Origin of the sequence: Blautia sp. HCN-1074 (genome assembly GCF_037890165.1) — a bacterium.
Classification (GTDB): domain Bacteria; phylum Bacillota; class Clostridia; order Lachnospirales; family Lachnospiraceae; genus Blautia_A.
Window position 1 is genome coordinate 1 of the sequence record NZ_JBBKBP010000010.1, and the last position, 20,211, is coordinate 20,211.

21 protein-coding genes are annotated in these 20,211 nt (G+C 41.4%); 17 read left to right on the forward strand and 4 right to left on the reverse strand.

The features are described 5' to 3' along the window. The first annotated feature begins 335 nt into the window (after positions 1 to 335). The 7 genes from rpmG to WKT11_RS10110 all read left to right on the forward strand — a co-directional run bounded on the left by rpmG (position 336) and on the right by WKT11_RS10110 (position 4,489). Positions 336 to 485 carry a 50S ribosomal protein L33 gene (gene rpmG / locus WKT11_RS10080; RefSeq protein ID WP_025578252.1) on the forward strand — a complete coding sequence of 50 codons (150 nt, stop codon included), beginning with the start codon at positions 336 to 338 and terminating at the stop codon, positions 483 to 485. A gap of 52 nt (positions 486 to 537) precedes the next feature. Further along, entirely contained in the window at positions 538 to 747 is a 210-nt protein-coding gene (secE, locus tag WKT11_RS10085; protein ID WP_117675709.1) for a preprotein translocase subunit SecE, read from the forward strand. A gap of 15 nt (positions 748 to 762) precedes the next feature. Beyond that, entirely contained in the window at positions 763 to 1,278 is a 516-nt protein-coding gene (gene nusG / locus WKT11_RS10090) for a transcription termination/antitermination protein NusG (protein ID WP_117675707.1), read from the forward strand. 69 nt (positions 1,279 to 1,347) lie between these two features. Then, the gene (gene rplK / locus WKT11_RS10095) at positions 1,348 to 1,773 is read left to right on the forward strand and encodes a 50S ribosomal protein L11 (protein ID WP_008705378.1); all 426 of its coding nucleotides are present in this window, start codon (positions 1,348 to 1,350) and stop codon (positions 1,771 to 1,773) included. 61 nt (positions 1,774 to 1,834) lie between these two features. Next, positions 1,835 to 2,527 carry a 50S ribosomal protein L1 gene (gene rplA, locus WKT11_RS10100; RefSeq protein ID WP_008705377.1) on the forward strand — a complete coding sequence of 231 codons (693 nt, stop codon included), beginning with the start codon at positions 1,835 to 1,837 and terminating at the stop codon, positions 2,525 to 2,527. A gap of 363 nt (positions 2,528 to 2,890) precedes the next feature. Continuing rightward, positions 2,891 to 3,886, forward strand: a complete 996-nt coding sequence (locus WKT11_RS10105; protein WP_340284108.1) for a D-alanyl-D-alanine carboxypeptidase family protein — start codon at positions 2,891 to 2,893, stop codon at positions 3,884 to 3,886. A gap of 300 nt (positions 3,887 to 4,186) precedes the next feature. Further along, positions 4,187 to 4,489 carry a hypothetical protein gene (locus tag WKT11_RS10110; RefSeq protein ID WP_243009494.1) on the forward strand — a complete coding sequence of 101 codons (303 nt, stop codon included), beginning with the start codon at positions 4,187 to 4,189 and terminating at the stop codon, positions 4,487 to 4,489. A gap of 92 nt (positions 4,490 to 4,581) precedes the next feature. Here the strand turns inward: WKT11_RS10110 and WKT11_RS10115 are convergent, their stop codons facing one another. Both WKT11_RS10115 and WKT11_RS10120 read right to left on the reverse strand, forming a co-directional pair. Further along, positions 4,582 to 5,127: an NADH peroxidase gene (locus WKT11_RS10115; protein ID WP_117845325.1), complete on the reverse strand. Its 546-nt coding sequence runs from the start codon at positions 5,125 to 5,127 to the stop codon at positions 4,582 to 4,584. 174 nt (positions 5,128 to 5,301) lie between these two features. Beyond that, a complete protein-coding gene (locus tag WKT11_RS10120; RefSeq protein WP_117675701.1) occupies positions 5,302 to 5,748 on the reverse strand; it encodes a Fur family transcriptional regulator in 447 nt (148 codons plus the stop codon). 846 nt (positions 5,749 to 6,594) lie between these two features. Between WKT11_RS10120 and metG the strand changes: the two genes are divergently transcribed. From metG to WKT11_RS10145, 5 genes are all read left to right on the forward strand, one after another. Next, entirely contained in the window at positions 6,595 to 8,553 is a 1,959-nt protein-coding gene (gene metG / locus WKT11_RS10125) for a methionine--tRNA ligase (protein WP_118591313.1), read from the forward strand. A 428-nt stretch (positions 8,554 to 8,981) separates the two neighbouring features. Continuing rightward, positions 8,982 to 9,458 carry a cyclic pyranopterin monophosphate synthase MoaC gene (gene moaC / locus WKT11_RS10130; protein ID WP_117675697.1) on the forward strand — a complete coding sequence of 159 codons (477 nt, stop codon included), beginning with the start codon at positions 8,982 to 8,984 and terminating at the stop codon, positions 9,456 to 9,458. A gap of 139 nt (positions 9,459 to 9,597) precedes the next feature. Then, a complete protein-coding gene (locus WKT11_RS10135) occupies positions 9,598 to 10,086 on the forward strand; it encodes a MogA/MoaB family molybdenum cofactor biosynthesis protein (protein WP_117675695.1) in 489 nt (162 codons plus the stop codon). 82 nt (positions 10,087 to 10,168) lie between these two features. Then, positions 10,169 to 10,600 carry an MOSC domain-containing protein gene (locus tag WKT11_RS10140; RefSeq protein ID WP_117675693.1) on the forward strand — a complete coding sequence of 144 codons (432 nt, stop codon included), beginning with the start codon at positions 10,169 to 10,171 and terminating at the stop codon, positions 10,598 to 10,600. 128 nt (positions 10,601 to 10,728) lie between these two features. Continuing rightward, the gene (locus WKT11_RS10145; protein ID WP_178761272.1) at positions 10,729 to 11,502 is read left to right on the forward strand and encodes a TatD family hydrolase; all 774 of its coding nucleotides are present in this window, start codon (positions 10,729 to 10,731) and stop codon (positions 11,500 to 11,502) included. Positions 11,503 to 11,561: 59 nt separating this feature from the next. Here the strand turns inward: WKT11_RS10145 and WKT11_RS10150 are convergent, their stop codons facing one another. After that, the gene (locus tag WKT11_RS10150; protein ID WP_340284116.1) at positions 11,562 to 13,163 is read right to left on the reverse strand and encodes a CapA family protein; all 1,602 of its coding nucleotides are present in this window, start codon (positions 13,161 to 13,163) and stop codon (positions 11,562 to 11,564) included. 192 nt (positions 13,164 to 13,355) lie between these two features. Between WKT11_RS10150 and WKT11_RS10155 the strand changes: the two genes are divergently transcribed. From WKT11_RS10155 to WKT11_RS10165, 3 genes are read left to right on the forward strand one after another with little or no spacing between them, the layout of a single operon-like run. After that, a complete protein-coding gene (locus tag WKT11_RS10155) occupies positions 13,356 to 13,793 on the forward strand; it encodes a MarR family winged helix-turn-helix transcriptional regulator (RefSeq protein ID WP_117675687.1) in 438 nt (145 codons plus the stop codon). A gap of 20 nt (positions 13,794 to 13,813) precedes the next feature. Then, positions 13,814 to 14,926 (forward strand): phosphoribosyltransferase domain-containing protein, encoded by a 1,113-nt coding sequence (locus tag WKT11_RS10160; RefSeq protein WP_340284119.1) that lies wholly within the window; start codon positions 13,814 to 13,816, stop codon positions 14,924 to 14,926. Between the two features lies 1 nt (position 14,927). Then, positions 14,928 to 15,980: a cysteine protease StiP family protein gene (locus WKT11_RS10165; protein ID WP_117675685.1), complete on the forward strand. Its 1,053-nt coding sequence runs from the start codon at positions 14,928 to 14,930 to the stop codon at positions 15,978 to 15,980. A gap of 71 nt (positions 15,981 to 16,051) precedes the next feature. On the opposite strand, the gene WKT11_RS10170 is transcribed toward WKT11_RS10165, so the two are convergent. Continuing rightward, positions 16,052 to 17,014, reverse strand: coding sequence for an HpcH/HpaI aldolase/citrate lyase family protein (locus tag WKT11_RS10170; RefSeq protein WP_117845330.1), 963 nt, complete (start codon positions 17,012 to 17,014; stop codon positions 16,052 to 16,054). Positions 17,015 to 17,329: 315 nt separating this feature from the next. On the opposite strand from WKT11_RS10170, the gene WKT11_RS10175 reads away from it, so the two are divergent. Continuing rightward, on the forward strand, positions 17,330 to 17,920 hold the full coding sequence (locus tag WKT11_RS10175; RefSeq protein ID WP_117845331.1) for a rhomboid family intramembrane serine protease: 591 nt from the start codon (positions 17,330 to 17,332) through the stop codon (positions 17,918 to 17,920). Positions 17,921 to 17,935: 15 nt separating this feature from the next. Further along, positions 17,936 to 20,206: a YceG family protein gene (locus tag WKT11_RS10180; protein WP_117845332.1), complete on the forward strand. Its 2,271-nt coding sequence runs from the start codon at positions 17,936 to 17,938 to the stop codon at positions 20,204 to 20,206. Positions 20,207 to 20,211 lie beyond the last annotated feature (5 nt).

A 20,211-nucleotide genomic window follows, 5' to 3' on the forward strand; every position in this document is an offset into this window, starting at 1 on the left:
GGGATCTTATCATATTGAAGAGGGACCAGTTGATAGGAGTTTTACAGTTATTTTGATGTATTTTGTCGAAGGAGGAAAAGTAAGATTCGTGGGTGCATATCGGAACGTTCTGGTGAGATTTTCCAGATTGTCTTAATATGAGTCTTAATGCCAAAAATATGCGATAATTTATAGGCATAAATATAAGAAAAGACTTGACTTAAGCATGTCATGTGTGATAAACTTGACAAGCGACATGGAAGTTAGGTCTTTTTTTTATGCCCGAAAAAGATGACGGATACATCGTCAGGCATGAGGAAATGACCATGCAAATGAAAACACTGGAGGTGGAAGTTGTGCGCGTTAAGATTACATTAGCATGTACCGAGTGCAAGCAGCGTAACTACAATATGACTAAGGAGAAAAAGAACCATCCTGAGAGAATGGAAACTCAGAAATATTGTAAGTTCTGCCGCAAACACACTCTGCATAAGGAAACAAAGTAATCCAAGGTAACTGGACGAAACAGTTACTCACAGAGAATTGTGAGGTCAGGCTATGCAAGGAAATGAAAAATCTGCTGGCAAAAGCCAGAAGAAGAGTTGGTTTCAGGGACTTCAGTCAGAATTCAAAAAAATTGTCTGGACAGATCGCAATGAACTGATCAAGCAGACTATCGTAGTAGTTTGCGTATCAATTGTTCTCTGCGTACTGATCAGCGTTATGGATTCATTTATTCTCGAAGGCATTAATCTTTTAATGAAATAAGGATAAGGTGATTGTATGTCAGAAGCGAAATGGTATGTTGTTCATACTTATTCCGGGTATGAAAACAAAGTAAAAGCCAACATTGAAAAAACCATCGAAAACCGACACCTGGAAGATCAGATCCTTGAAGTTCGTGTTCCTTTACAGGAAGTATCCGAACTGAAGAACGGAACTATGAAACAGGTTCAGAAGAAAATGTTTCCTGGCTATGTACTTCTCAACATGGTTATGAATGACGATACATGGTATGTTGTCCGTAACACCAGAGGTGTGACAGGCTTCGTTGGACCAGGGTCCAAGCCGGTACCGTTAACTGAGGAAGAGATGATTCCTCTTGGTATCCAGAATGAGGATATCCAGGTAGATTTCGCAGAAGGCGATACAGTTGTTGTAACAGGCGGTGCCTGGAAAGATACCGTTGGTGTTATTACTGCTCTTGATATTCCTAAGCAGACAGCAACGATCAATGTTGAACTTTTCGGCCGCGAAACGCCGGTAGAAATTAGTTTCGCAGAAATCAAACAGATGTAACAAGCAAAGGTAACAATATCGTGGGAGGGACATAAACCCCCGCCAATACCACATAGGAGGTGCCGAAAAATGGCAAAGAAAGTAACAGGATATATCAAATTACAGATTCCGGCTGGTAAAGCAACTCCAGCACCACCTGTAGGTCCAGCTCTTGGACAGCACGGTGTAAATATCGTTCAGTTCACAAAAGAGTTCAATGCAAGAACAGCAGATCAGGGAGACTTAATCATTCCTGTAGTTATCACTGTTTATGCAGACAGAAGTTTCAGCTTCATAACCAAAACTCCGCCGGCTGCAGTTCTTCTTAAGAAAGCTGCTAAGATTAAATCCGGTTCCGGCGTACCGAACAAGACAAAAGTTGCTAAGGTTACTAAAGCTCAGGTTCAGGAAATCGCTGAACTTAAGATGAAAGACTTAAATGCAGCATCCCTCGAAGCAGCTATGAGCATGATCGCTGGTACTGCAAGAAGTATGGGAATCGAAGTAGTTGATTAATTTTATTATTAAATAGTAAGTGGGAGGGCGTTCCCCGCAAATACCACAGGAGGTTATAGAAATGAAACGAGGAAAGAAATACGTGGAAGCTGCCAAAGCAGTAGACCGCGCTACATTATATGATACCGCAGAAGCTATCAGCTTAGTTAAAAAAGCTGCAGTTGCTAAATTTGACGAGACTATCGAAGTTCATATCCGTACAGGCTGCGATGGACGTCATGCAGATCAGCAGATCCGTGGTGCAGTAGTTCTGCCACACGGTACTGGTAAAAAAGTTCGTGTTTTAGTATTCGCTAAAGATGCTAAAGCTGAAGAAGCAAAAGCAGCAGGTGCTGAATTCGTTGGAGCTGAGGATTTAATTCCGAAGATCCAGAACGAAGGATGGTTAGACTTTGACGTTGTTGTTGCAACTCCAGATATGATGGGTGTTGTAGGTCGTCTTGGTCGTGTACTTGGACCGAAAGGTTTAATGCCAAACCCGAAAGCTGGTACAGTAACAATGGACGTTACTAAAGCAGTTCACGATATCAAAGCAGGTAAGATTGAGTACCGTCTTGATAAAACCAACATTATTCATGTTCCGGTTGGTAAAGCATCCTTTACAGAAGAACAGTTAAGCGACAACTTCCAGACGCTGATCGATGCTATCGTTAAGGCTAGACCAAGCACACTGAAAGGTCAGTATTTAAAGAGCGTTGTTATTGCTCCGACAATGGGACCTGGTGTGAAGATCAACCCGATGAAATTAGCATAATAGATTTTAGCAAGTTAAGACTCTCGGAGTATTCTCCGGGGGTCTTTTTGCGTCTTTTGCCCTTTTTTGACTAAGGTACGGGAGGGAAAATATTTGTTTTGGGACACGGCTGCGGAGGCAGGAATACTAAGCTTCCGGGGATTTGCTACACCTCCTGTAGATGTGTCCCAAAACAAATATTTTCCCTCCCTGGCTAATTGAAATTCGCAAGAGGATGAAATAGGGAAAGGAATTGAAGGTGGGAGTGGGGAAGAGACGTTATATTTATATGGAAGGTGAAGGTGGAAGAAGAGGGTTACAGTGGTGAGATAAGGTGTGTTATAGTAGGGAGGATGAGATTGGGACAGAGAGGAGGAGTCGGTTTTGGCAGTTAGGAGACGGAAACAGAGAAGAGGGAGAAGCTATGCGTGGAGATATCGTGGAAGAATCGTGGCGTGTGTGTTCGTGGAGGTTCTGATTATCTGTGCGCTCGTTATTATGGTTGGCTGGAATAAGGGTGTGAAGGAATGGTTTGAGCAGTTTGAACAGCCGGTTTTGAAGGAAGTGGATATCAGTGGAATCAATAGTCCGAATGCGATTCTGATGCATGCGAGAGGCGGTAAGGTTCTGGGTGAGATCAATGGGGATGAGAAGATTTATCCGGCTTCTATGACGAAGATTATGACGGTGATTCTTGGAATTGAGAATTTTGATGATCTGGATGAGAAGATTACGCTGACGGATGAGATGTTCGCGGGGCTGTATGAGCAGGATGCTACGCAGGCGGGATTTCAGCCGGGAGAGGAAGTCAGGGTGATTGATCTTCTTTATGGCGCGATGCTGCCGTCGGGAGCGGAGTGTTGTATTGCGTTGGCGGATACGATCAGTGGATCGGAGGCGGATTTTGCGGAGCTGATGAATAAGAAAGCTGCCAAGCTTGGAATGGATAATACGCATTTCTGCGATTCTACGGGATTGCATAATCCGGATCATTACAGTACGGTTAAGGATATTGCGGTGTTGATGAAGTATTGTATTAAGAATGATACGTTCAGGGAGATTATTGAGACGGCCAGACATTCCACAGGGGTTACCAATATCCACCCGGATGGCATCACTTACTACAGTACAATGTTTAAAAACCTGTCTGATCCGACAGTCACAGGTGGAAAAATCCTCGGCGGAAAGACCGGCTATACCAGTGAGGCAGGACACTGTCTGGTAAGTTTTGCGGAGATTGAGGGCAGGGAATATATCTTTGTTTCCGCAGGTGCTTCAGGAGCAGATGGAAATACGATTCCGCATATTCAGGACGCTGTGACTGTTTATAACAGGGTTGGTGCGGCGATTGAGGCGAAGATGAATGATAATAACAAATAAAATCTCCCACAAATTGTGACGTACATCTTGTGGGAAGCATTTTGTTACTGTTCACACACCACTATCCCGCGAGGTGTTTTGGCATGAATATGCCAAAATCCCGAGACATACCGCGCGAATTTATGCGAATAGCATAAATTCTGTGCATCGCGAAGCGTGTTACTGGGCACGGAGTGAACAGTAACAGCATTTTCCAAACATTCTCTAATGTTTATAGATTTTTATATACATATTTTCGTGTATGTGATATAATCAATCCTATATAAAAGAACGATACGGGCTACAGAGGAGGTGAAAGTGGTGACAGACAGACAAATGCTGGAAGCTGTTTTGGCGGAGGTCAGAGGTCTTGGAACGCGAATGGACCGAATGGAAGAGCGTCAGAAGTGTTTTGAAGAAGAGACCAGAAATAACTTTGCAGATATCAGACTGCATTTGGAGAACATAACGGATAGGAATATTTCTATCCTTGCAGAGAATCATCTGAATCTTATCAATAAGATGGATGTGTCGGCTACCTGGATGAACAGGATTATGATTAATGAGGTTAAGATGAATGCTCTGACAGATCAGGTTGCCAGACTTCAGGCGAAATCCAGTTAAGCTTCCAATTATGAAAATACGAACGGATAAAAAGGGAGAACCTCAATGGTTCTCCCTTTAAAAGGTTTATTTTATGCGATTTTCCGATAGAATTATTCTCCGAAGTATCTCTTAAGCAGACCAGCGAATGCTTTTCCATGTCTAGCCTCGTCGCGAGCCATTTCATGAACTGTGTCATGGATAGCGTCAAGGTTAGCAGCTTTTGCACGTTTAGCAAGATCTGTTTTACCAGCTGTAGCGCCGTTCTCAGCTTCTACACGCATCTGAAGATTCTTCTTTGTGCTGTCTGTTACAACTTCGCCTAATAACTCAGCGAATTTAGCAGCATGCTCTGCTTCTTCGTAAGCGGCTTTCTCATAGTATAAACCAACTTCCGGATATCCTTCTCTGTGAGCAACTCTTGCCATTGCAAGATACATACCAACTTCAGAGCATTCACCCTGGAAGTTTGCTCTTAAGTCAGCCATGATATCTTCGCTGGATCCCTGAGCAACACCTACAACGTGTTCAGCAGCCCATGTCATTTCATCACCCTGTTTTACAAATTTCTCAGCTGGTGCTTTACATACTGGACAGGCTTCCGGAGCTTTCTCACCTTCATAAACATAACCGCATACACTACATACCCATTTTGTCATAATTAAAATCTCCTTTTCTCTTAATGATTTATTATTTGGATGTCAGTTAAAATTTATTCTTAATGACATCAGTTTGTTTGTTCTGTACTATTATCTGTTTTTAATAATAGTAATTGTTACTGTTTTGTTGTGACCTTAGAGTATCATATTTGATATAAAAAGTCAAGTTTTATTTTAACTTTTTTGCTGTTTTTTATCATTAGCAGCATCGTCAGCTTTTACAGGAGTTCCGGCTGTTTCTCTCAGGCAGTCCTCACACAGTCCGAAAAATCTGGCGCTGTAATCGGTAATCTTTCCGCCGAAGTTCTCACCCGCAAGCTCCATAATGTGATGAATCCCCTCACTCTCCAGATCCATGATCCGCTCACATCTGGTACACATAAAGTGACAATGCCTCTCGGTCCGTCCATCAAAATGATCCGCACCGGCAAATGAGGAAAGCTTCTTGATTTCTCCCAGATCAGCAAGCAGAGATAAGTTGCGATATACCGTGCCGAGGCTGATATTCGGATAAATGAGCTTCATATTCTCATATACCACATCTGCCGTAGGATGATCTGTTCTGTTACGGAGAAATTCCTTAATTGATTCCCTCTGACGGCTATATTTCAGTGTCGCCATGGTATTCCTCCCTTCTCTGAGTTTCAGTAAATAAATATGTTTAATAACGATAATCATTACTGATATTATTACTATACAATAATGGATTATATTTGTCAAGATAAAATATATATTTAATTTTCGTAATGCTCTCTTTATGGGAGGCAAGAACTCGTTATGTTTTAAATTATCATCTGGAAGAAAGAAAAATAGATGCAGCGTTAAAAGGTGTGAAAGAGCTTCTTGATAAAACATCAGAAATATAATAAAACAAGCAATAGCACATTTCAGTGGGTTTACAAACCCTTAGAAATGTGCTATATTTTCCCTATAACAGGAAATAACTAATTCCTATAACTGATAACAGCATTTCAGATAACTCACAGAACTGCTGTTACGAAATAATACAAACTCATTGAAGAAGAGAGTACATCCGCAGACCGTATTACAGAGAAATCCCCATGGACGACGATAGTAAGTCCTGAAGGCTGAGAGGGATATGCAAGGAGCAGATCGAAGATGGCTTCCGAGAGGCACTGCTGAGAGTCATGGACTTTAGGCAGCGACAGGCACGCCTGTTATAGCGTAGAGGTATTACACGTACCTCCCAAGGTTTCCCCGCGCGAGCAGGAAACGAACAGAAGTGGTAACACGGGCAAACACTCGTCTTCTCAGATAACTCTGGGGAGACTTTTTTTATGTTATAAACATATATGAACCTCCATATCCTAACCAGGAGCACTAATAAGTCCCACTTCCATTCATTTTCCCTTATGAAGAATTTATATTTTTCTTCCATAGGAAAGGAGCGGTTGTTACCATTCTGAAAAACCAGGCGTCCACATTCAAAAAAAGGAGACAACAACCATGGAAAAACAGAAATACTACATCACCACCGCGATTGCCTACACATCCGGCAAACCGCACATCGGCAACACTTATGAAGTTGTATTAGCCGACGCCATCGCCCGCTACAAACGCCAGCAAGGCTACGACGTATTCTTCCAGACCGGAACTGATGAACACGGCCAGAAAATCGAATTAAAAGCCGAAGAAGCCGGTATCACCCCGAAAGAATTCGTAGACAACGTATCCGGCGAGATCAAAAGAATCTGGGATCTGATGAACACATCCTACGACAAATTCATCAGAACCACTGACGAAGACCACGAAAAACAGGTCAAAAAAATCTTCAAAAAAATGTACGCAAAAGGCGACATCTACAAAGGACACTACGAAGGAATGTACTGCACACCGTGCGAATCTTTCTTCACAGAATCCCAGCTTGTAGACGGCAAATGTCCTGACTGCGGACGTCCATGCGTACCTGCCAAAGAAGAAGCATACTTCTTCAAAATGAGCAAATATGCTGACAAATTGATCGACTACATCAACACACACCCGGATTTCATCCAGCCGGAATCACGTAAGAACGAAATGATGAACAACTTCCTTCTTCCGGGACTTCAGGATCTCTGCGTATCCAGAACATCTTTTAAATGGGGAATTCCGGTAGACTTCGATCCGAAACACGTAGTATATGTATGGCTTGATGCCCTCACAAACTACATCACAGGAATCGGTTACGACTGCGATGGAGAAAGTACAGAGCAGTTCAACAAACTCTGGCCGGCAGACCTTCACCTCATCGGTAAAGACATCATCCGTTTCCATACAATTTACTGGCCAATCTTCCTGATGTCACTGGATCTTCCACTTCCGAAACAGGTATTTGGACATCCATGGCTCCTTCAGGGTGATGGCAAAATGAGTAAATCCAAAGGAAACGTAATCTACGCAGACGAACTGGTAGACTTCTTTGGCGTAGACGCAGTACGTTACTTCGTACTCCACGAAATGCCATTTGAGAACGATGGTGTTATCACATGGGAACTGATGGTAGAGCGCCTCAACTCCGAGCTTGCAAACACCCTCGGAAACCTTGTAAACCGTACGATTTCCATGTCCAACAAATACTTTGGCGGCGTAGTAGAGAACAAAGGCGTAACAGAGCCTGTAGATGATGATCTCAAGAACTTCATCCTCTCCGTACCGGAAAAAGTAAACGAAAAAATGGACAAACTTCGTGTAGCAGACGCAATGACAGAAGTATTCACTATCTTCAAACGCTGCAACAAATACATCGACGAAACAATGCCATGGGCACTTGCAAAAGATGAAGAAAAGAAAGACCGTCTTGCAACCGTTCTCTACAATCTGGTTGAGGGAATCTGCATTGGCGCAACTCTGCTGAAATCCTTTATGCCGGAAACAACAGAGAGAATTTTTGCCCAGTTAAATGCTCAGGACAGAAGCTTAGATGACCTCAAGACATTCGGTCTCTATCCATCAGGAAACAAAGTAACTGAGAAACCGGAGATCCTTTTCGCACGTCTTGACCTTAAAGAAGTAATGGCAAAAGTAGCAGAGCTTCATCCACCAAAAGCTGAAGAGCCTGCAAAAGAAGAGAAAGAGGATGTGATTGACATTGAGGCAAAACCAGAAATCACATTTGAAGATTTCGGCAAGCTCCAGTTCCAGGTTGGTAAGATCATCTCCTGCGAGGAAGTAAAGAAATCCAAGAAACTTCTCTGCTCACAGGTACAGATCGGAAGCCAGGTACGCCAGATCGTATCCGGAATCAAAGCACACTACAGTGCAGAAGAAATGGTAGGCAAGAGAGTTATGGTAGTCACAAACCTGAAACCAGCCAAACTTGCCGGAGTACTCAGTGAAGGAATGATTCTCTGCGCAGAAGATGCAGACGGAAACCTTTCCCTGATGGTACCGGAAAAAGAAATGCCGGCAGGTGCTGAGATCTGCTGATTACAAAGTGAACAGTGACAAATTTACTGAAAATACAGATTAAATTCTGTGAAAATTTCCGAAAAATGAACTTGACAAATGCGTCCCCAAAAGCTATATTAGTATTAGATAAAGGGGAGTAGCTGGCACGTGCATGTTCATGATGTTGTCAATCTCGATGGGTAAAGACTCCATCCGTATCGTGATGAATGGGCGAGGCTTTTATTGCATGATTTCGTGTAATAAAAGCCTCGTTTTTTGTCTGAAAATGAAAATAACGTTACTGTTCACTCCGTTCTCAGTAACGTAGCCAAAATTCATTCCAGATTGCCTGTGGCAATGGAATTTTGGCTTGTATGTCTCGGGATTTTGGCATATTTATGCCAAAACACCTCGCGGGATAGTGGTGTGTGAACAGTAACAAAATAACAATGTAAAGGGGATAAATTATGTCACAGGGTTTTAATCATTTTGATGAGAACGGAAACGCAGTTATGGTGGATGTTTCCGGGAAGAATGTTACGTATAGAACGGCGGTTGCTACAGGTGAGATTCATGTAGGAGAGGCTATTATGGCAGCGGTGAAGGATGGTTCCGTGAAGAAGGGGGATGTGCTTGGTGTGGCGCGAGTAGCCGGGATCATGGGAGTTAAGAGGACTTCTGAACTGATTCCGATGTGCCATCCGCTTCCGATTCAGAAGTGTTCGGTGGATTATGAACTGGACGAGGCGAATGGAATTATCCGCGCATTCTGTACAGTTAAGACTGAGGGAAAGACTGGTGTGGAGATGGAAGCGTTGACTGGTGTTCAGGTGACGCTTTTGACGATTTATGATATGTGTAAAGCAATTGATAAGCATATGGTAATGTCAAATATCCATCTGGTTGAGAAAACTGGCGGTAAGAGTGGGGATTTCCATTTTTGACCGAAACCGCGGAGCAGTCATTCGGTGTAGAGCCACGTAGCGAAAGCGGATTGCAAATATCCGATTGAAATATCTGTTGGGCAAATCGGAATAAGGGTGTATAATGGATATAAATAAAAATTGCGGAGGTTTTTACAAGATGAAAAGAGTAGCGATTATTACATCCAGCGATACCGGATATCGTGGGGAGCGTGAGGATTTAAGCGGTCCGGCGATTCGGGAGATTGTGGAGAAGAATGGATATGAGGTTGTATCTGAAGATATTTTACCGGATGACAGAAAGATGTTATCAGAGAGAATGGCAGAGATTGCGGATAGTGGTGCCGCAGAGTTGATCCTGACTACGGGTGGAACCGGTTTTTCCCCGAGAGATATCACACCGGAGGCAACAGAGGATATTATTGACAGACGTGTTCCGGGGATTCCGGAAGCAATGCGTGCGTATAGCATGACAATTACCAAGCGAGCAATGCTCAGCCGCGCGACAGCAGGAATTCGTAAAAAAACGCTGATCATTAATCTGCCGGGAAGTCCTAAGGCGGTGAAAGAGAGCCTGGAGTATATTATTGATGCGCTGGGACATGGCATCGAGATTATGACGGGTGAGGCTGGAAACTGCGCAAGATGAGTTGGATTAATGGCATCATTTTATGGGATTGCTATAAATAAACGGTGACGAATAAAATCAGGAAGGTAAAAGGGATAATCTTATGGGAAAAGTAATTGCGGTCTGTACAAGTGAGGCGAAGGGAACACAGAAGAAGAGTGTTCCGGAAATAAAGGTCGTTGAAGATTGGGGCATTGAGGGTGATGCACATGCAGGAAAATGGCATCGCCAGGTAAGCCTGCTTTCTTTTGACAAGATTGAAGATTTCCGCGCGCGCGGCGCTGAAGTGGAGGATGGAGCATTTGGAGAGAACCTGGTGGTTCAGGGGATTGATTTTGCGACACTTCCGATCGGTACAAAATTTGGATGCAATGATGTGGTTCTGGAGCTGACTCAGATCGGCAAAGAGTGCCATAGCGGATGTGCGATCTTTAAGAAAATGGGTGAGTGCATTATGCCGAAGCAGGGAGTCTTTACAAGAGTTCTGCATGGCGGTGTGATTCATCCAGGAGATGAGCTTACAATACTGGATTAAAGATAATATCTGTTTAACCGGATAATAATCAGCAATATTTATAAAGTCGCTGTCAGTAATTTCTCTGACGTTTCACAAGGAATATAAGTTAGCGGATACATGGCGACCATACGAGGAGAACGAAGAAAATGATTATTGATACACATGCACATTACGACGACGAGGCTTTTGACGCAGACAGAGAGGCGCTTCTTGCATCTATGCATGATGGCGGGATTGAGAAGATAGTTAATGTCTGCGCTTCTGTAGACGGTTTACACGATACAGTGGATCTGATGGAGAAATATCCTTTTATATATGGATCTGTGGGAGTTCATCCGGATGATGCGGATAAGATGACACAGGAAACTCTGGATGAGATCCGCAGACTTTCTTGTATGGATAAGATGGTGGCAATCGGTGAGATTGGTCTGGACTATTACTGGCATAAGGGGAAAGAAGAGCATGAGATTCAGCAGAAGATGTTTCGTGCCCAGCTTGATATTGCGAGAGAAGAAAAAATGCCGTTTATGATTCACAGCAGGGATGCTGCGGAGGATACTCTTAATATTATCAGAGAGTATATGCAGGGCGGTATGTATGGCGGCATTATTCATTGCTTTTCCTATAGCAGGGAAATTGCGGCTGAGTATCTGAAGATGGGAATGTATCTGGGAATTGGCGGGGTGGTTACTTTTCAGAATGCGAAGAAAGTCAAGGAGACTGTTCAGTATGCGCCGCTGTCTCAGCTTGTGCTGGAAACGGACAGCCCGTACCTGGCTCCGAAGCCGAACAGAGGGAAGAGAAATTCTTCTCTGAATCTGCCTTATGTGGCACAGGCAATCGCAGAGTTGAAAGGGATTACGGCAGAAGAGGTTATTGAAGTGACCAGACAGAATGCGGAGAGACTGTTAGGTTTATAAAAATAGCATGATATGTAAAAAGGACTATGCAGAGCATAGTCCTTTTTGCATATAAATAATCAATAGCTTTCATCGTAGCTGCTATCATAGCCGCCATCGTTATAACTACTGTCGTCACTGCTATCGTCACTGCTATCATAACTGCCATTGTCATAACTACTGTCGTCACTACTGTCGTCACTACTGTCGTCGCTGTTGTCATAGCTGCTGTCGCTGTAACTGTCTGAGCTATCTGAACCGTCAGAATTATCTGTGGTGTCAGAGGTATCTGAGCTGTCCGGACTATCAGAACCACCTGCAGTGTCTGCCAGGTATTCCCAGGAGTGAATAGATTCTGTATCTTCCACTACATTTCCGGTAGTCTTATCTATCATGTTGCCTTCCCAGTCAAATTTAACGTTCAACAAGTTGGTGTTAGTGGATGGTTTTACATTCATGGACATGATCTCTTTGAATTTGGCTTTCAGATTGTCGAGTGTGAATTCGTCACCAATTACGTTGCGGACACTGTGGGAAGAAGCGAGTTCTTCGGTATAATCATCCAGCATATATGGACCGTATTCTCCGGAGTCATAGTCATAATGCATGACCATAGGCTTCACTGTTGGAGCGAGAATCTGGATGGTGGACTTTCCATTTAAAGTGGATTTCTGAATTGTAAAGCTTGCCATTCCTTCCAGAAGTTCCGGGAGTTCCTGCTGAGTGGAAACAAAGTTTCCCAGAGAATAGAATACAGTAGTGGTATGTCCCTGGTCATCAGAAAGCTGTCCATAAGGCTGAAGTACATGTGGATGTCCGCCGATAATCACATCAACACCTTGCTGCATCAGGAAAGCAGCCCATTGTTTCTCGTATTCATTTGGCATGGTTTCGTCTTCTGTTCCCCAGTGGGCGACGAAGATAATGCAGTCGCTGACTTCTTTGGCCTTCTGGATCATTGTGGTGATCTTGTCTTTGTCAAAGATATCGAGCATATATTCGTAGCCGTCGCCGACACCGGAATTATTGGTGCCATATGTATAGTCAAGGAAAGCAATCTTGATTCCATTGACTTCTTTTACTTTTACCGTATCTGCGTCTTCCTGAGTGGAGTGGATTCCAAGTACAGGAATATCCGGATAGTTGGTGCTCCAGAAATCCAGAGTGTTTTTCAGGTAATCGTAGCCATAATCATCTGCGTGGTTGGTAGCAGATTCTATAACATTAAATCCGGCTTTGATAATGGCGTCACCAACCTCTTCGGGAGTGGCAAATGACGGGTAGGAACTGACTGCATCATGGCTGGGTGCAAAAACAGTTTCCTGGTCGATCATAGCGACATCAGCAGCCTGGACCTGATCCAGAATGTGCGTATAAATATGGTCGTAATTCCATGTTCCGGAATCATACTCACCAGATTCATATAATTTGCTGTGATAGAGATTGTCACCGACTGCGATTACACTTGCAGTGGAGATCTCCGGTGTTTCTGCCGCTATTTTTTCCTGTTCTTCTTTGAGTGATGCCGCTTCGGCGGCTTCCTTCTGAGGTTTGCGTATCAGGGTATAATCGAGCTGATGGATCACCAGAACGAGCAGGACCATAACCACGATCGAGCACAGAAGGCTGATGCGGGAGTTGATTTTCTCCCGGAAATTAAGAGGTATATTATTTTTTTTCATAAAGTTTTTCCTTTAAGATCTTAGAATAGGCAAAATAAATTTTGTCCTGATGTCTTATCTTTTTATTATATCAAATTTCAGAGTCCAAAGAAAGAAGCCTGCGGGAATTTCTTTGAAAACATCTAAAAATGCTTTGTGAGACAAAGTATTTTAGTGTATAATAGAAGCAATTAAGAAGAGGGAGGTAGCCGGATGAACCATTATGAAGCGATCAATGATGTGCTGGTCAATTTATTTAATGAGATTCTGGACCTGGAAGAGAGAGCATTGATCACTGGAGAATATAAGAATATCTCAGTCAATGATATGCACATTATTGATGCGTTGGGTATCCGGGAACAGAAAAATATGTCAACAGTAGCCAGATTGTTGAATGTGACGGTCGGTACTTTGACAATTGCAGTAAACAACCTTGTGAAGAAGGGGTATATCCAGCGTATGCGAAGTGAAGAGGACAGAAGAGTGGTGCTGATCTCGTTGACTAAGCTAGGAGAGAGGGCTTATTATCACCATAAGGATTTCCACGAGAAGATGGTTCTGGCTGTATTGAAAGGACTAAATGTTGAGGAGACAGAAGCGCTGACTATGGCACTTACGAAGCTACAGACGTTTTTCAGATCATATGAATAATATAAAGGGACGACAGTAAAGTGGAACATAAAATAGAATATGTTGAAAATGACTTAGTCAGGATCGCAAAGAGAGAAAATAATATGAGGAGAAAATATCTGGTGGTAAATCCTCTTCAGGGGAAACATGTTCCGGTAGTGCCATCAAAGGCATTAAAGTTGTTTACGGATTTGGCTGATGTATTCCGGAATGAATATAAGAATGAAAAGCTTTTACTTGTAGGTTTTGCAGAAACAGCCACGGCCATAGGAGCGCAGGCAGCAATATCTGTTGGTGCGAAGTATATTCAGACGACCAGAGAAGTAATCCCTAATGTAGAATATCTTTTCTTTTCGGAAGAACATAGTCATGCTACGGAACAGAAACTGGTAAAAGATGATATTGATAGTATTGTAGATGAAATCGACAGAATTGTGTTTGTTGAAGATGAGGTTACTACCGGAAACACGATTCTGAATATTATAAATATTCTTGACAGAGAATATACTGGGAAATTTAAATATTCAGTGGCATCTCTGCTAAATGGAATGGATAAAGAGTATTTGGAACAATACAGAAAAAAAGGAATTCCACTGCATTATCTGATAAAAACAGACCATAGTGATTATAGTGACAGAGCAGAAAAGCTTGCAGAAAAAGGCCATTATTATAAATGTTCAGACCATACGGTAACAACAGATTATATGACCATTAATATTTCTGGACGTATGGATGCACGAAGGCTGGTTGATTCTGAGAAATATGGAGCTGCATGTGAGAAATTATGGACAGAGATTCAAACGCAGACCGGAAGTATTTCGGGTAAAAAAATACTGGTTATCGGAACAGAAGAGTTTATGTTTCCTGTGCTTTACATTGGCAGACAGTTGGAGAAAGAGGGGAATTCTGTGAGATGTCATTCGACAACAAGAAGTCCGATCGTAGTGAGTTTAGAGCGGGAATATCCGCTTCACAGCAGATACGAACTGAAAAGCCTGTATGATCCGGATCGAAGAACTTTTCTTTATGATATAGAAAAATACGATAAAGTATTTGTTATTACAGATTCTCCGGAAATTGAGGAAGGGCAGAGAACCTTGATAAATGCTCTTCAGAATTACAATGATGATATTACAGTTGTAAGGTGGTGCTGATTTGAGAAGTTCCTATTCAGATGAAGACGTAATCTTATTACTAAAGGATATTACCGGATTGGTAAAGCCTCAGCCTGCTGAGGAGCGGGAGAAGTTGATCCAATCGGGAAAACATTACAGTGAGATGCTTCCTGTTGAGTATGTCCCTACAGATCAATACATAAAAGTATATAATAATGCGCTGAAAAATTTTGCAAAGCCGGTTGCAAATGCTGTGGGTATACTTTCGGATAAGATTATAGAAAATAAAGGAAAAGAGATTGTTCTGGTATCTCTTGCCAGAGCCGGAGTTCCGGTAGGTATTCTTATAAAACGCTATATGAAGTATAAATATAAGATAAGTGTACCTCACTATTCGATTTCAATTATCAGGGGAAGAGGCATTGATGATAATGCTATGAAGTATTTATTGGGAAAATATAGGCCGGAACAGCTTCTGTTTGTTGATGGCTGGATTGGTAAGGGTGCGATTCTTAATGAATTGAAGAAAGATATATCCGCATACAAAGGGGTATCTTCTGACATAGCGGTTATTGCAGATCCGGCGAATGTTACCCAATTGTGTGGAACACATGATGATATACTGATTCCCAGTTCTTGTCTGAACAGCACAGTATCAGGTCTTATTAGCCGAACCTTCCTGCGAGATGATATTATAGGTAAGGATGATTTTCATGGGGCTGCGTATTATGGAGAACTGACAGACTCTGATTTGTCTTATGATTTTATTGAAACGATTGAGAAAGAGTTTGTCATGGAGAATGTTCCATATCGTAAGAATATGCCTGAGGACAAGGGAATTGATGAAGTCAAGGAGATAGGCAGAAACTTTGGAATAAATGATATTAATCTGATAAAACCGGGAATTGGTGAAACCACGAGAGTATTACTAAGAAGGCTTCCGTGGAAAATATTAATTGATGAACGTTATAAGGGAGATCCTCAACTGGAACATTTGGTCAGACTTGCACAGGAGAAAAATGTGCCTATAGAATATTATCAGCTTACACATTATAAATGTTGCGGGATAATTAAGAAAATAGCAGATGCATGAAATTGCCATAAATGAGTATGAATAAACAGATCAGGGAGATGTAAAATTGAAATTCCATCGCCCTGATCTGTTTATTTTGCGACACCAAAAGACTCAGCCAGATAAATGATCCTCTGGGCCCAGTTGATATGTGTTTTGTATTCATTCATTCTTTCCCTGACGTTATTTCCGGAGACAAGGGAAGCAGAATTTTTATTCCAGTTTAAAATCTCCTGGGCATCTTTAAAATCTTTCTCTGATACCTGATAAGAACAATTGACTACAGGTATCTGTGCAGGATGAATAACTGTTTTTCCAATAAAACCACAAAGCTTATCATCCTGAATTTCCTGGATCATACCATCTTTCCAGTTATCACCTGCATAGTATTCCCATACAGGACCTGACACAACGTAATCCATGCCATATACAGTGATGATATCGGAGAAAATATCAGAAACTGGTCGGATCTGATGAATGGATTCATTGGAATGTCTCCTGAATCCAAACATATGACATAAATCATTTCCTCCGACGCGAATGTTCAGCACAAGATCTTCAACTTGTGACAAGGAATCCTTTAATGAATAAAGAATATCTGTACGATTTCTGAGGTCGATAATAGAAGAATTTTCATAAATTGGCATCATGTAAATATTTTTTGAGGCGAGTTCGTTGGCACGGATTACTTCATTTATATAATCTGATGCGTTATCAAGACTGAACTTCGGAATGATGAAACCGGTGACTATTTCAACAGAACGTCCCAGAGATTTTATTAATCTGTGGATTTGCTGTGGGTTTCGAACCCGGATGAAGATTTTGGGCAAATAAAAAGGTATTATTTCATGTTGCGCAAAGATTGTGTCCAGAGAATGAATAAGTATCTGTTCTGCTTTTGCGACATAAGCATCGTTTATCGTATCTTCCAGACAGAGAGCAAGAGAAAATCTGTTTCCGAATTTTTCGTTTATTAAGGAATCAGTGATGGAAGCTTTATTGGCAGGGCAGTAAAGTAATGGTCCTACGCTGTAATATAAAACGTTATTTTTCATAATACTCCTTATTTATATCTACAGGGATTGTTATACACAGGAATATCTTAATGGCTTAAATGAAGAGAAAACTAGTTTTATTATAAATATTCGTGTGGTTATAGCGCGATGGGTGTAATATTCATAATATCATATTTTAATAAAAATGGAAACGCTAAATGAGTGGTTAGATTTTTTGGAATAGAGTGAATAATAAAATAATTATGTGCATTTGTGGAAAAACAGCAAGCTTTTTAATTGAATTTTTATTGAAATAGAAGTAGTGATATGGTACAATTTTTCTGTGCAGAATTTATATAATTTTCAGGTGAAAAGATGAATTTTAAAAATAAAAAAATACAAATTTCATTTAACTCTCCAGTTATATTAGCCTTTACTATAGCATGTTTTATAGTTTTGTTAGTGGATAAGATTACTGGGGGAGTATCTACAAATGCGCTGTTTAGTGTGTACAGATCATCATTGCTTAGTCCGTTGACTTATTTCAGATTCTTTGGACATGTATTGGGGCATGCTGGCTGGGAACATTTTATAGGAAATATAATGCTTATTCTGGTTGTTGGGCCGTTGCTTGAGGAGAAATATGGCTCAGCAAATATTTTGTTTGTTATTTTGGCAACGGCATTAGTGACCGGTATAGTCAATTTCATATTTTTTCCGTATACGCAATTACTTGGTGCGAGCGGAGTGGTTTTTGCTTTGATTTTACTTTCATCATTTGCTGGTTTTGAGGAAGGTAAAATACCGTTTACTTTTATTTTAGTTGCAGTTATTTATATTGGAGAACAGGTATATCAGGGAATTTTTGTTCAGGACAATATAGCTAATCTTACTCATATTGTAGGAGGAGGCGTTGGTTCTGCTTTAGGATTTGTAATGAACAAGAATAAAATGAGCAGATATTGAAGGTGAGAATGCTACATGTTAGAGCATAAGAAGATTCAGAACCTTAGCGATTATTTTGTCAAACTGGATAACAGACGGGAGAGGGGCGTTTACTTTTACCGGATCAATGGATACTCAGAAGAAGTTGGTGCATTTATCAAAAAATATTACGATGCAGCAAGGAAAACGGGAGTAGTGATCGAGGGTAAGATCCCGAATCCTGATGAGGGAAATCTTTCATATTATAATGAGATAATGGGCATGGATTTTCAGATGAACCCGGGGTTTATTCTGACAAGTCTGAAGAAATGGCTTCCCAGAATGAATGATCTCCAGAGACAAAATGTAGCAGAGTCTGTCTATGACTCATTAGATTCAATGAGAAAAGCCGGTAAAACGGAGAATATGCTGAAGAATGCATATATCAAGTTTATGTGCTGGCTTTATTATAAATTTGAACGAATTGTGAATCAGCTTGGAGAAAATAATATTCCTAAAATATTATATGAAGGAAATATAAGCAGCTATGAATTGATGCTTATATCAATTCTTTCTAATGCCGGATGCGATGTAGTTTTTCTTCAGTATGAAGGTGACAGTGGATATCTGAAGTCAGATCCGGGATCTGTGCTGTCAGACAGCCTGCAGATGAATGGGTTAGGCGCTTTTCCACAAGGGTATTGTATAAAGAAAGTCAGAGATGAGATTCAAAATGAGATCAATAACGAGCGATTGTATGGGACAAGACCAACGATCACAAACTGTACAAATGCCTGGATAAGTGGAAAAGGACTGGATGATATCCGCGAGAGTATCATGCTGAGGGGAAATGACGATCGCTTTTTTTATAACTGCTTTTGCAGGATAAACGGGGCAGAGGACAAGCTTACCTATGCAAATGAATTATTTAAATTACAGCAGGAATTGAAGAATTCAAAGAGGAATCTCGTTATAGTTAATGAGGAGATTCCGAAGCCGACACCGCAGGAGATCGCAGAGATAAAGAGAGACAATTATGCGAACAAAGATCAGATGATCCTTGGACTTGTGGGGAACATCCAATATACAGGAAATGTGGAACTGCAGAGGATTTTGCATAAAACATTTGTCGATGTTATTCTGGCGGAATCCAGGAGAGAAGGCGAGAATCTTAACCGACTGACAAACCGGGCGGTGTATCTGATCTGCTGGCTGCGAAGATATATGTCGAAGCTGTTTGCAGGGTGGAAACCTTCAGATATTGGATGTTTTATTTATATGGGTGGCTGCCGGGATGATAAGGAAGCTTTGTTTATGAGCTTTCTCGGACGGCTTCCGCTGGATGTTTTGATTCTATGTCCTGATCTGAACGTGAAATGCTGTCTTGAGGATAAGCTGTTATATGAAGTGAACTATACAGAGAGTCTTTTACTGACAAGGTATCCGGAAGAGAGCTCGCAGGTAAAGATTGGAACGGTCGCATATCACGCGGAAAGAGAACTTGATACGCTGATGTATCAGGACAGTGGAATATATAGAAATCAACAGTATGTGAAAGCAAATGTCATTAATCTGCAGACCATGTATGAAGAAATAAAGATTCTGTGGGATCAGGAATTAAAGTACAGGCCTAATTTCAGTACTGTTGACGGAGTAGTAAATATGCCGGTTATTTTTTCAAAAATATCCGGGGTTAAAGACGGAAATGTATCTCAGTATTGGAGTTCGATAAAAGAGCTGATGACAGAAGATACGGTCGTTATTAAAAGTGCTCCGTATATTCAGCCGACAACACCGAATCCAATGAAAGCTTTTTCCGCAGAGTTTTATAAAAACTGGAAACTTCAGCGTAATAAAATAAAGAATCATCCGAAATATCCATATGGGCTTCTACGTGAAGAAATGCAGGAGTTCATGCTTGATAAATTGGAGTTTCTGATTGAGCAGAAACTGATAAAAGGAATCGGGGAAAATGGCACAGAATATATAGTTATCGCCCAGGTTCTGAATTTACCGAAGGACATCATTCGTCTGATCCAGAAGTTTGATTTTACGAAGAAGAATCCGAAATTAATATATATTAATACAGGTGAGACGATGATCTCCCTGGAAGATTCCATTTTGATCGCTTTTTTGAACCTGATAGGATTTGATATTCTGTTTTTTGTTCCGACAGGTTATCAAAGCGTGGAAAAGTATTTTACGGGTAACCTGATGGAAGAGCACCAGATCGGGGAATATAAATATGATATGCAGGTTCCGGATCTGAATAGCATTTCAACGAATGACACACGCCCTTCGTGGCGTAGATTTTTTAAGAGAGGTTAGTGGCT